11 protein-coding genes are annotated in these 13,289 nt (G+C 38.7%); 3 read left to right on the plus strand and 8 right to left on the minus strand.

Annotation, left to right across the window (positions count from 1 at the left end; all coding sequences use genetic code 11):
* Positions 1–170: 170 nt before the first annotated feature.
* The 3 genes from ligA to EYS08_RS11510 all read left to right on the plus strand — a co-directional run bounded on the left by ligA (position 171) and on the right by EYS08_RS11510 (position 3,658).
* On the plus strand, positions 171–2,183 hold the full coding sequence (gene ligA, locus EYS08_RS11500) for an NAD-dependent DNA ligase LigA (protein ID WP_131030168.1): 2,013 nt from the start codon (positions 171–173) through the stop codon (positions 2,181–2,183).
* Positions 2,184–2,271: 88 nt separating this feature from the next.
* Complete coding sequence (dapA, locus tag EYS08_RS11505; RefSeq protein WP_131030169.1) at positions 2,272–3,159, plus strand: 4-hydroxy-tetrahydrodipicolinate synthase; 888 nt, start codon at positions 2,272–2,274, stop codon at positions 3,157–3,159.
* A gap of 223 nt (positions 3,160–3,382) precedes the next feature.
* Entirely contained in the window at positions 3,383–3,658 is a 276-nt protein-coding gene (locus EYS08_RS11510) for a hypothetical protein (RefSeq protein ID WP_131030170.1), read from the plus strand.
* Between the two features lie 44 nt (positions 3,659–3,702).
* On the opposite strand, the gene EYS08_RS11515 is transcribed toward EYS08_RS11510, so the two are convergent.
* The 8 genes from EYS08_RS11515 to murC form a co-directional block, all read right to left on the minus strand.
* A complete protein-coding gene (locus EYS08_RS11515) occupies positions 3,703–4,185 on the minus strand; it encodes a GNAT family N-acetyltransferase (RefSeq protein WP_131030171.1) in 483 nt (160 codons plus the stop codon).
* A 152-nt stretch (positions 4,186–4,337) separates the two neighbouring features.
* Positions 4,338–5,351 (minus strand): helix-turn-helix domain-containing protein, encoded by a 1,014-nt coding sequence (locus EYS08_RS11520; RefSeq protein ID WP_131030172.1) that lies wholly within the window; start codon positions 5,349–5,351, stop codon positions 4,338–4,340.
* 300 nt (positions 5,352–5,651) lie between these two features.
* The gene (locus EYS08_RS11525; RefSeq protein ID WP_029278061.1) at positions 5,652–5,828 is read right to left on the minus strand and encodes a hypothetical protein; all 177 of its coding nucleotides are present in this window, start codon (positions 5,826–5,828) and stop codon (positions 5,652–5,654) included.
* A gap of 262 nt (positions 5,829–6,090) precedes the next feature.
* A complete protein-coding gene (locus tag EYS08_RS11530; protein ID WP_057932618.1) occupies positions 6,091–7,332 on the minus strand; it encodes an aminotransferase class I/II-fold pyridoxal phosphate-dependent enzyme in 1,242 nt (413 codons plus the stop codon).
* Positions 7,333–7,497: 165 nt separating this feature from the next.
* Positions 7,498–9,123 (minus strand): cell division protein FtsZ, encoded by a 1,626-nt coding sequence (ftsZ, locus tag EYS08_RS11535; protein ID WP_131030173.1) that lies wholly within the window; start codon positions 9,121–9,123, stop codon positions 7,498–7,500.
* Positions 9,124–9,253: 130 nt separating this feature from the next.
* On the minus strand, positions 9,254–10,612 hold the full coding sequence (gene ftsA / locus EYS08_RS11540; RefSeq protein ID WP_055915204.1) for a cell division protein FtsA: 1,359 nt from the start codon (positions 10,610–10,612) through the stop codon (positions 9,254–9,256).
* Positions 10,613–10,617: 5 nt separating this feature from the next.
* Positions 10,618–11,862, minus strand: coding sequence for a cell division protein FtsQ (locus tag EYS08_RS11545; protein WP_131030174.1), 1,245 nt, complete (start codon positions 11,860–11,862; stop codon positions 10,618–10,620).
* A complete protein-coding gene (gene murC / locus EYS08_RS11550; protein WP_131030175.1) occupies positions 11,855–13,210 on the minus strand; it encodes a UDP-N-acetylmuramate--L-alanine ligase in 1,356 nt (451 codons plus the stop codon). Before murC ends, EYS08_RS11545 begins: the two co-directional genes overlap by 8 nt.
* Positions 13,211–13,289 lie beyond the last annotated feature (79 nt).

Raw genomic sequence — 13,289 nt, forward strand, 5'->3', positions numbered from 1 at the left:
GCAAATCCTGAATAGTATCCTACTCCAACGGGCTGCCTTCACCCTGTGCCCTTAAAATCTAACAATTCATCTTGTTCGATAAATTAAACATACCATGAGTCAAGCTAATTCTCCCAGATTTATTTCTTATCATCATTAAAACCAATTCCTCCTTTTTCTATATTTGTCTTATGTCGCAAACTGCAATAAAAGAAGAGATGGATGCCCTGGTGGCCGAATTAAACCAGCACAACTATAACTATTATGTGCTGGCTATGCCTACCATTGGCGATTATGAGTTTGATAAAAAATTAAAACACCTCATTGAGCTCGAAAAAGCAAATCCTGATTTCGCCGATCCAAATTCGCCAACGCAGCGTGTTGGTGGCGATATCACCAAAAACTTTGTTACCGTAAGCCACAAATACCCCATGTTATCCTTGGGGAATACCTACAACGAGCAGGATCTCCGCGATTTTGACGAACGCATCCGTAAAGCGATTGGCGATAATTTCCAATACGTTTGCGAGTTAAAATTCGATGGACTATCCATTAGCCTTACTTACGAAAACGGCAAACTTTTACGTGCGGTTACCCGTGGTGATGGCACCAAAGGTGATGATGTAACCAATAATGTAAAAACCATTCATACCATCCCGCACCAGATCAAATCGACTATAGCACCTGAGCATTTCGAAATCCGTGGTGAGATTTTTATGCACAAAGCAGCCTTTTTACGCTTAAATGCTGCCCGTGAAGAACTTGGTGAGATCCCTTACGCAAACCCTAGAAACTTTGCTTCGGGCACTATCAAAATGCAGGACAGCAAAGAAGTCGCCAAACGGCCATTAGATGGTTTTATTTATTTCTTGTACACCGATAAAAATGAATTTAAAACCCATTGGGAAAGTTTAAATGCTGTAAAAGATTGGGGTTTCCATGTTTGCGAGCATAACCGACTGGTTTCTGACATCGATGCAGTGCTGGAATTTATCCGCCATTGGGAAAACGAACGTTTTAAACTAAGTTATGATATTGATGGCATTGTAATCAAGGTAAACAGCTATGCACAACAGCAAGAATTGGGTTTCACCTCCAAATCTCCACGTTGGGCCATTTCATATAAATACAAAGCAGCAGAGGTCGAAACTGTATTAGAAAAAGTAACCTATCAGGTAGGCAGAACAGGTGCGGTTACGCCTGTTGCCAATTTAAAACCTGTTTTATTGGCAGGTACCACGGTAAAACGCGCTACATTGCACAATGCGAACGAAATAGATCGTTTAGATTTACATGAAGGCGATACCGTTTATGTAGAAAAAGGTGGTGAGATTATTCCAAAAATTATCAAGGTAAATTTAGATAAACGATTGCCTGGCGCTACAAAGGTTCAATATTTACACAACTGCCCCGAATGTGGAACAGAATTAATCAGAAGAGAAGGAGAAGCAGTTCATTATTGCCTTAACGATGAAGGTTGCCCACCACAGATTGTTGGAAAAATTCAGCATTTCATTTCACGCAAGGCCATGAACATTGATGGGCTCGGTGATGAAACTATTGAAACCTTTTATAAGCATGGCCTTGTAAGGCACATCAGCGATTTATACACCCTGTACCAAAAATCAGATCAACTGAAAACCTTAGAACGTTTCGGAGAACGATCGATCGAGAATATGCTTGCAGGAATTGAAAAGTCGAAGGAAATGCCTTTTGAGAAAGTACTTTTTGGCTTGGGTATCCGATATGTTGGCGAAACAGTTGCAAAGAAAACTGCCGCTGGCGTAAAGAATATCGACAATCTTTCTAAAGCTACTGTAGAGGAATTAATTGCCATTGATGAGATCGGTCAGCGGATTGCAGAGAGTATTGTTGAGTATTTTGGAAAATCTGAGCATTTACAGCAGGTAGAATTATTAAAATTGGCCGGATTACAGTTTGAAATTGAAGAAAAAGTAATTACGCTTGATAGTGATAGACTTATTGGAAAAACATTCGTAATTTCGGGCGTTTTTGAAAACTTTAGCCGCGATGAGCTAAAAGACATGATTGAAGCAAATGGCGGAAAGATGCTGAGCGGCATTTCGGGCAAATTGAATTACCTGGTAGCAGGTGACAATATGGGCCCATCAAAACTGGAAAAAGCGAATAAACTAAACGTTCCGATCATCAGCGATGCCGAGCTATTGGAAATGATAAAATAAAATGAGAGAGTGATTGAATTAGTGAATGATAGAATGTACAAGGCATTCATTCAATCTCTCATTCAAAATTCAATAATTATAAATTAAAATGAACAAATTTCAGGGTACTGGTGTAGCATTAGTTACACCTTTCAACACAGATGGATCAGTTGATTATAACGGCTTAAAAAACCTGATTAATCATTTGGTAGACGGAGGGATAGATTACCTCGTTTCTTTAGGTACAACCGGCGAAACCGCTACAATGACCAAGGACGAGAAGAAGAAGGTGTGGGCCTATACTGCTGAAATTAATAACAATAGATTACCGCTAGTTGCCGGCATAGGTGGCAATAACACTTTGGCCGTTGCTGAAGATATTAAATCTTTCGATACTAACGGATATAGCGCCATTTTATCGGTTAGTCCGTATTACAATAAACCTACTCAGGAAGGGATTTATCAGCACTATAAATACTTAGCTGAAATTTCTCCCTTGGATTTGATTTTATACAACGTACCTGGCCGTACCGGAAGCAACATGAGTCCAGAAACCACCTGCAGACTGGCGTATGATTTTAAAAACATCATTGCGACCAAAGAAGCCTCAGGAAGTTTTGATCAGTTTAACCAGATTATGAGAGATAAACCTGCAGATTTTCTTTTAATCTCTGGTGATGACCCAGTTACTTTGCCAATGATCGCTTTAGGTGCTTCAGGAATTATTTCAGTAATCGGGAATGCTTTACCTAAGCAATTTTCTGATATGGTGAAACTTTGTTTAGCTGGCGATTATAAAACGGCTTTGCCTGCTCATTTAAGCTTAATAGAATTTACCCGTTTAGCTTTTGCGGAGGGCAATCCGGCAGGAATAAAAGCGGCTTTAAAACATCTGGGTGTTTGTGGCGATACGGTAAGGTTGCCATTGGTTAAAGCTTCTGAATCGCTAGAAAAATCAATTATAGCAGAGATAGAAAAACTAAGCGAAGTGGCTTAAACGTTACCTAATTAATATTTTTTAGAACAGATTGTTTGATTTTGCTACAAAGCAAATGAAGACAATCTGTTTTTTTGTGTGTAAATAAAAAATTACGCAAATAAATTAACTGACAATCAACACCTTAAAACAAAACTCAAAAACTAGAATGCTCCAAAAGTTTTAGGAATATTAAAGGCATCATTATTGAATTGGCTTCGATACACACAAATAAACACACACAATGAAAAAATTAATTTTAATTGGCCTGGCACTGGTTATGCTGAGCTGTAGGGCCTTTGTTGGCTTCGAACCTTCTTTTACGATGGGCATGTCAGAATCTGATTTCAAAAAGAAAAACAAGCCGGAATTGGTCGCTGCGAATGAAGAAGATGGAACCAGAATTTACAGCACATATTACGCCAGCACGAATTACAAATTTTTCTTTTTTCGAAATGAAAAACTTGTGAGGTTTGAGAAAGGAATTTATGCGGATGATTATAAGTCATTCAGATACTAAAAAAGAACAAAGGCCTATGAAATTATTTTCAAAGGCCTTTGTTCTTATGCGATCAATTTATTTCTTCTTTCCATCAGCAGATTATCCTGCCAAACACCTTTTGCCTTTCCTATTTTTTCGCGATAGCCCACTACCCTGAACCCAGCTCTTTCATAGATTTTCAATACGGCCGAATTTTGCAAAAATATCCCGGCCTGAAGCATCCAGATGCCTTTCTTTTCACTTTCTTTAACCAAGGCATCTAACAATAAAGACCCCATTCCCTGGCCTTTAAAACCATGTTTAACATACACTTCTGTCTCGCCTACCCTACCAATATCATAATTCGCCGATACTGGCAAAAGCGCGCTCCAGCCTATAATTTCATTACCTTTGCAGGCCACAAACCTACAAGCCTTAAGGTGTGATGAATCCCAGTTTTCCCAAGAAATATCAGGGGTTCTAAAACTCGCAGTACCAGTATCGATTCCTTCCTGATAAATGGCACTAACCTCCCCCCAGTCTGCTGCACGCATTATTCTGATCATAGTTTAATCAATTTTGGCTAATATCAGCCTATGAAATCCAATAGTTTATGTTTGTTGCACGAAATTAGCCAAACATGCACCTTATAGCACATAATACAGAAGCAACTTTGTCCTGTATTATAAATCAACACAACTATACAATAAAAAGTACCTTAAGAGCACCTTTCTGTAACAGAAACGTTAAGCGAACGTTTTTCTTGATTTAGGGTTTTCGAGTATTCTACAGGACTCATTCCTACCAGTTTTTTAAAAGCGCTATAAAAGGCACTCCGTGATGAAAAACCTGCACTGTAGGCGAGCGCCTCTAGCGTAAAGTTCTGCATGATATCAGGGTTCCGGATGCTTCCTTTAATCCAATTTACACGATATTGATTGATATAGTCAATAAAACTCTTATTGAAATAGCTGTTTAAGACAATAGAAAGTTTGTGACCGCTCAAACCAATCTCTTTAGCAAGAGATTGAAGCCTGACATCCTTATGCCTAAATGATTGATGTTTATTGATATGCGATTCTAATTTTTGCCCCCACTCTTCCAATTCTTTGTTTTTGTCTTTTCCTGAAAAATTTTTCCTGATGGATAAAAGTGTGGATGCCTTAACATTCAACAAAGAAGCTACCAGCGCTAATGGCAAGCGGTCTAAATAGCCTGGATTCGTTTTGGCAAAATACAGATACCTTTCTTTCGCGTTTCCTACCCGTATGATGTGCGCTCTTTGCTGCGCATCTTTATAATATTTTTCTAAAACAACCCTGAAAATATAATTCAGTTCGAAATGATGTGAAAAAAGACGGTTAAGTTCATCATTACGCATGGCCAGCAAATGAGTATCTTCAACAGCCACTACATACTCTTGCGAATAACCCGACCCATGTAGACCAGATATGGAACTGACAAAATCATTTTCAACAGAAATGTAGGTTGTTATTTTTTGTTTATTGTGCGTAGTACAACCCATTAAGGCCCCTTTAACAATGAAATAGATGTATTCGCATACTTCGTTTTCATTGAACAATATCTGATCTTTTTTAATTCTGAGTGTTACAAGATGTTTCTCAAATTCTTCTTTCAATTTAGCATCTACAGCATGTATGCTACTGAGCACATTCAGTACATAACCCACCTCTTCGCTTTCTGCTTTATTGTATTGCAAATGTTTTGGCACCTTATACTGTTAATAATGTTAACACTTCATACCATAATTGGTATGCTCAGGATGCTATTTATTTACCTTAACACCAAACTTCAAATAAATAGTAAAATCGAAGTTTCAGCTTAATGTTTGTAACCCAAATAGACTATCCAGCAAATAAAAAGAAAGCTAACGAAACTTAAGCAACGAAAGATAATTTGTCTTATATATTTTACAGTAGAGGAAAATATTTAATAAAAGATAAAGGCAAAACCTATGCATAAAAAAAGCCTCAGAAGATTCTGAGACTTTTCATTTTAATATTTAGATCGCTTAAGCTTTGTTTTTAGTTTCCTGAACTTCTAAACGGATGGCCTGAGCTAAATTTTTCAAATCCTGCATACCTTTACGTATACGAGTTCCAGCTGCGCTGTTACCTTTGTTATAAAATTTGTCTGCATCAGCTTCTAAAGCCGCCACTAAACTTTTTACTTCTTCGAATTTTTTCATTTTTAATTACTCCTATGGTTCTTTAAGGTTTTAGTTTTTAATTATCTTACTCTAATTTAAAGGGTTTGACGAAATAAAAAAATTTTTAGACCAATAAAAAACGGCCTTCTACGCCGTTTTTTTCCACATTCCGTGCTTTTATAAACATATTTTCTATAAAACAATTATACCAAACAACTGAAATACAGATTTTTACAAAAATAATTTCAACAAAAAAGCCCTTTAAACGTATCTAAAGGGCTTTGTAAAATTTATATAGATCTTAAACGGTAGCGAAAAGATTCTCTTTATAATATCCGTTTTCTAATTTTTCAGCAACTTCGCTAAAAGCATCTAAAGTACGTTGTACATCTTCCAGAGTATGAACAGCTGTAGGAATTAAACGGAGTTCGATCATACCTTTTGGAATTACCGGATAAACAACGATTGAGCAAAAGATGCTATAGTTCTCGCGTAAATCGTAAGTAATTGCAGTGGCATCAGAAAGTTCGCCTTTTAAGAAAACCGGCGTAACTACCGAATCGGTAACACCTAAATCGAATCCACGTTCGCGTAATCCTTTTTGCAGGGTCATTGCAATTTCCCAAAGTTTATCTTTCAGTTCAGGTTTGCTTTTTAGCAATTCTAAGCGTTTTAACAAACCGATTACCATTGGCATTGGCAATGCCTTAGCAAAAGTCTGAGAACGCATGTTATACCTTAAGAAATTGGTAATCTGCTCTGTTGAAGCAACAAAAGCACCAATACCCGCCATAGATTTGGCGAAGGTTCCAAAATAGACATCAATTCCATCAATACAGTCTTGTGCTTCGTGTGTACCTGCGCCGGTTTTACCCATTGTACCAAAACCATGCGCATCATCAACCAGGATACGGAAGTTGAAATCTTTTTTAAGATCAACAATTTCCTTCAATTTACCCTGAGCTCCACTCATTCCAAAAACACCTTCAGTAATTAAAAGAATACCACCACCTGTTTCTTCAACCAATTTGGTAGCACGTTCCAACTGCTTACGGGCACTTTCAATATCATTGTGTTTGTAAACAAATCGTTTACCCATGTGCAAACGTAATCCATCTACAATACAGGCATGCGATTCTGCATCATACACCACAACATCATTCCTGTCAACCAAAGTATCGATAATAGATACCATACCCTGATAACCGTAGTTTAATAAAAATGCATCTGGTTTGCCCACAAATTCTGCAAGTTCTTGCTCCAGTTGTTCATGATAGTTTGAGTTACCACTCATCATACGGGCACCCATAGGGTAAGCCATACCAAATTTTGCAGCAGCTTCTTCATCTGCCTTTCTAACTTCCGGGTGATTGGCTAAGCCTAAGTAGTTGTTTAAACTCCAAACCAAATGCTCTTTTCCACGAAACTGCATGTGAGGTGCAATTTCTCCCTCTAATTTTGGAAATGAGAAATACCCATGAGACCATTTCTGGTGTTGGCCAAGTGGCCCCATGTGCTTTGCTATCTTATCAAATATATCCAATGTATTATGTGTTTTTTATAATAAAATTTTGCGAATTTAAGCTTTATTCGTCTTAAAATCAACCTAATGATCTTTTAGGTGTTAATTAAGATTTTTAACACTCCAATTTTATGCCAAAAAAGCCCCGATTTTACTTCGGGGCTTTAAAATTATATTTGGTTTGTTTTAATCAACGTTGTCGTGCAGGAAAGAATTGTTAGGTCTGATCTCTGTACCACCATCCTGATCGTTGCTTAAAGTAAACCTGCTCACCTGCGATTCAGAAGAATGCTGAACTTGTTGCAACTGCATTTGCTTACGTTTATAAGCAGGTTCGTTTTCCAGCTCCTGTAAACCATTGGTTGTACGCAATTTCATGCTTAAATCTTTTAAACGTAAGATACGTTCTTTAGATTTTTTCAATTGCTCTTCCATCGATTCATCACTTTTGTCATCATCTAAGCCTACAACCGGCATTTCGATTTCTGGTTCAGGCATTGGCGGCATTTGGGCAGCCGGTGTTTCGAACACAAAATTAGTTTCAGCTAATTTTACTTCAAACTCAAAGCCAGTTTCCGGTGCTTCTTCTATCTGAGGTTCTTCCTCCATCAAAGTATGGCGAACCACATTATTTTCTGGCTCCTGAACTTTTTGAGGTTCAGATTTATTGAACATACCACCGAAAAGATCTGCTTGCGAAACTTCTTCCTTCGTTTTTAAAACAGGCTCATAAGATGGCGTCGTTTTAGGCTGAATAAAAGAGTTTACTGGTTCAACGGGACGAACTAGCGGCGCTTCTTCAGGTGTTAAAAGTGATATTTTCTTTTTATTTTTTTCTTCATTTACGCGTTCTTCTGATGTTTGGAAACCTGTAGCAATAATAGTTACTGAAAGTTTATCGCTTAAAGATTCGTCGGTACAGTTACCCCAGATCAAGTCGGCTGATAAACCAGCTTTCTCCTGAATGTAATCGGTAATGATCGATACCTCATCCATGGTTACTTCACGCAGACCAGAACTAATATTCAATAAAATATAACGCGCACCTTCGATTTCATTATCCTTTAACAATGGAGAAGCCAAAGCGCCTTCCACAGCTTGTAACGCACGGTCTTCGCCCTCAGCAGCAAAACTACCCATAATGGCTACGCCACTATCTTTCATTACAGTACGCACATCCTTAAAATCCACGTTGATATAACCTGGCACTGTAATAATCTCTGCGATACCTTTTGCTGCCGTTGTTAAAATATCATCGGCCTGACCAAAAGCAGAGCCTAAGGTTAAGTTCCCGAAGATTTCACGCAGGCGGTCGTTAGAAATTACCAGGTAAGAATCTACATATTTCTTCAACTCTTCCATTCCCTCGTCGGCCTGCAGCCTACGTCTTTTTCCTTCGAAAGAAAATGGTGTAGTAATGATGGCAACAGTTAAAATATCAAGTTCTTTAGCTGCTTTCGCAATGATTGGAGAAGCTCCTGTTCCGGTACCACCACCCATTCCTGCTGTAATAAAAAGCATTTTTGTTGTACTACCTAACATGGCCTTAATATCATCTATATTCTCTATAGCTGAGTTTTTACCAACTTCAGGGATAGAGCCAGCGCCCATTCCTTCGGTTAAGCTAGCACCTAATTGTACCTTGTTAGGTATTGGGCTAGATTCCAAAGCCTGGGCATCTGTATTACAAATAATAAAATCCACACCAGTAATACCAGACAGGTACATATGGTTCACTGCGTTGCCGCCACCGCCTCCAACACCAATTACCTTGATGATTGAAGACTTATCTTTTAACATTTCGAACTGCATATCTTTATGAATCAGTTGTTTAAAAATTTTTAAATTCTGTTCATTACTCAATGTAATATTAACACTTTTTCAACAGACGTTTTCCACAACTGTTGATAATGTGGAAAACTCATCTTTTGTGGAAAAATAATTAACTTTTTAAGTAATCTTCATCGCTTACATTCATGTCATCCTGAATGAAAGTTCTCGTTTTTGCCAGTAATTTATCAAACAAACCTGGTCCGCGTTTCTCTTTTTCTTTGGCTGTTTTTGGTTTTTCTACAAAAACGCCAGGCTGTTTCATTTCTTCAATTAACTCTTCTGCTTTCTGGATTCCTTTGATCAGCAGACCTACACTGGTTGCATACATAGGGCTTTTCAGATCATCATAAATGGTTTTAGGCATATCTTCATATTTAGATAAATGCTCGTTCGGGTAACCAATACGACAATCTAAACCGGTTACATATTCAACTGCCTGAGATAAGTGTTTTAATAAAGCACCACCACCGGTAATTACAATACCACCGATCAGTTTTTTCTCATATCCGGAAGATTTGATCTCGTAATATACGTGCTCAATAATTTCTTCCATGCGTGCCTGAATGACGTAAGCCAGGTTTTTAACTGAAATTTCTTTTGGTTCGCGGCCACGTAAGCCCGGAACACAGATAATTTCGTTTTCTTTATTTTCTTCAGCCAATGCAGAACCAAAACGTGTTTTTAACAACTCGGCCTGGTTACGCATTACAGAGCAGCCCTCTCTGATATCTTCGGTTACACTATTGCCACCAAAAGGGATAACTGCCGTGTGACGGATAATACCTTCGTGGAAAATGGCAATATCTGTGGTACCGCCTCCAATATCAACCAATGCAATACCGGCTTCTTTTTCTTCCTCGCTCAACACCGATTCGGAAGAAGCCAATGGCTCAAGAATTAAATCCTGAGTTTGCAGACCTGCATTGTTTACACATTTGATGATATTTTTTACAGCCGTAACCTGACCAGAAATGATATGGAAGTTAGCTTCAAGGCGAACCCCTGCCATACCGATCGGATCTTTGATTCCCGGCTCGTTATCGATGGTAAATTCCTGTGGCAATACATGGATGATCTCCTCACCCGGCGGCATTACCAGTTTAAACATATCATCAATCAACTTATCGATATCTTTTTTACCGATTTCGTTGTTTAATTCTCTTCTTGTTAAAATTCCTCTGTGCTGTAAGCTCTTGATGTGCTGACCAGCAATACCCACATTTACCACCTGTATCTCTACATTGGATTGTCCGCTTGCTACTTCAACTGCTTGAGCAATACCCTGCACGGTTTTTTGAATGTTAGAAACCACTCCACGTGTCACACCCGCCGATTCTGCCTTGCCTATTCCTAAGATTTCTATCTTACCGTGTTGTGTTCTACGACCAACGATAACACAAATTTTTGTAGTACCGATATCCAATCCTACTACGATGGGCGACTGACTGGTAAATTTTGCCTTGTCCATATTCGTTAATTTTGCTGAGTTTTATACTGTTTTTCCAGGGCCCTGATTTCTTTCTCTCTTGCTTCTTTCTCTTTCTTTAGTTGGGCCTCAGATTTTGCCGGCTTTGGCTGTGTTCTTACCGTTTGCTTCGGTTTTTCTTTTTTATCCGCTGGCTTTGTTTCCTTTGGTTTGGCAGCCTGCACAACCGCTGGCTTTTTCACTTCTGTTTTAACTGGTGCTGTTTTTTTAGGTGCTTCCTTTTTCACTTCCGCTTTTTTAGGCTCGGCCTTTTTGGCTTCAACCTTCGGCACCTCTACCTTTTTAGGCTCAACTTTTTTAGCTTCGGGCTTTTTTGGCGCTTCCTTTTCAGCTGCCTCTGGCCGGTCATCCATTGCCGAAACAATTGAACTGTTGATCAGCAAATCGGTTACGTTTCGTTGTATCCTCAAACTATCTGCCGCAGAAATTGTTTTTGCTTTTTTCCCTAATTCTGTCGAATCTCTTTTTTCGCAAACAATCTGGTTGGTATATTTAATATTGATGGTTTTATAAGTATCCCAACCTACCTGCGGCATTGCTTTTTTATAGAACAGCAACAGATTTTTCATTTTCTTTTCAAGCGAATCGGCATTACCCAAAACAATACGTTGATTACCTACCCTTGGGATCAGTTCGATGTCGTTTTTCTGATCAACCACAATCTGTTCAATCTGAGCATCCCAAAGGGTATCTTTCTTAATATACTGCGCGGTTTTATATAAATCTCTTGCCAATTGCGTGTGCAGGGTATCTACTCTGCTGCCAAAAACCTCTGTAATATGCCCAGTTGCCACAAGCACATTGGCAGTGAAGTTTGAAGAAATAGGCATTTTCAGTCCATCGTTATCAATGTAAAAATCCTGACCGTTTTCGTTCAATATGCGGAGGATAGGCTGGCGTTGTTTTATTTCAATGTGCAGCACACCATCCATATCTATATACACCTTTGCGAAGCCGATGTAAGGGTTAGACTGCAGTTTTTTCTCGATCTTATGAATGTTTATATTCTCGAGGTTACGGCCTAAAAGAACACCTTGATCTTCTTTTAAAATCGCATCAATTTCTTCGCGCTCGATGAAATTATCAGCTCCGGGAATCAGGATCTTAACATCGGTACATTTAACTGTCTGCTTCTTTACATTGATAAAACTCAAAAGCACCACCACCCCGGCCAAGCTGATCAGCCAGGCAAAGCCAGTAAAAATTGCGTTCCAGTTTATCCTTTTAAGCATTGTTTAAAGTATTTTTAAGGGGTTCGATAATCGTGTCGATATCTCCTGCACCTACTGTTAAAATTAATTCAGGTTTTGTGTCTTTAACATGCTGAACCACAAAATCTTTTCCACATATTTTTTTATCTGCTAAAGTGATTTTATCCAGTAAAAACTGTGCATTTATCCCCTTGAGCGGCAATTCTCTTGCCGGATAAATCTCCAGCAGCATCAGTTCATCAGCAGTGCTTAAAACTTTTGCAAATTCATCTGCAAAATCCCTTGTCCGCGTGAAGAGGTGCGGCTGAAAAATCACCGTTAGCTTTTTATCTGGATACAACTGCCTTACGGCATCAAAACAAGCCCTCAGTTCTTCAGGATGATGTGCATAATCATCAATATAAATCTGATTGCCGTTATTCACAATATATTCGAAGCGGCGTTTAACACCCTTAAAATTGGCAACCGCTTGTTTTACCTTTTCTGCATCGATACCCAATTGCAGCGCAATGGCAATGGCAACCGTTGCATTTTCGACATTATGCTTACCGGGAAGCATTAAACTGATATCTTTTATGCTTTGTGTACTATCGGTATAATCGAAAACAAATTTCGGCCCTTCTACCCTTAAATTCTCTGCCTTTGCAGTTGCCGTTGAACTTGCCGCATAACTGACGCTTTTTTCCAGTGGCAATCCTTCGTGCGCATAAAGCACACCTTCAGCTTTAAGTTGACCAGCAAACAAACGGAAAGATTCTTCGAGGTGACTTTTATCCCCATAAATATCCAAATGATCGGCATCCATTGAGGTAACCACAGCCACATCCGGGTGCAAGGTTAGGAAAGAACGGTCATATTCATCGGCCTCTACCACCACTACATTGTTTTTTCCGAAAAGCACATTACTATTATAGTTACTGGTTATCCCACCTAAAAAAGCAGTACAATCGTATCCTGTATCTTTTAAAATATGCGCAACAATAGATGATGTTGTGGTTTTGCCATGTGTACCCGCAACTGCGATACAGAACATCCCTTTACTGATGATCCCTAAAACCTCAGAACGTTTTTTAAGCGCAAAACCCTTATTTATAAAATGGTTTAAAATTTTAGCATCTTTTGGAATCGCTGGTGTATAAACCACAAGGGTATCATCATGATCATCTAAAAATGCACCAGGCAGCGAAGAAGCTTCATCAAGATACGTAATGAGAATACCTTCCTGCTCTAAGGTTTCGGTCAGCTTGGTCCTTGTTTTATCGTAACCACAAACTACTTGTCCGCGTTTAGCAAAATAACGGGCAAGCGCACTCATGCCGATACCACCGATACCTACAAAGAAAACCCTATTTATTTTACTTAGTTCCATTTTTTAAGCTAAAAGTTGAAAGACCAAAGCATAAAGCTTGTCTTTCTATTGTTTTATTTTTTATTTTCTATCGCATTAA

It is taken from the genome of Pedobacter kyonggii (assembly GCF_004310665.1).
Taxonomy (GTDB): domain Bacteria; phylum Bacteroidota; class Bacteroidia; order Sphingobacteriales; family Sphingobacteriaceae; genus Pedobacter; species Pedobacter kyonggii.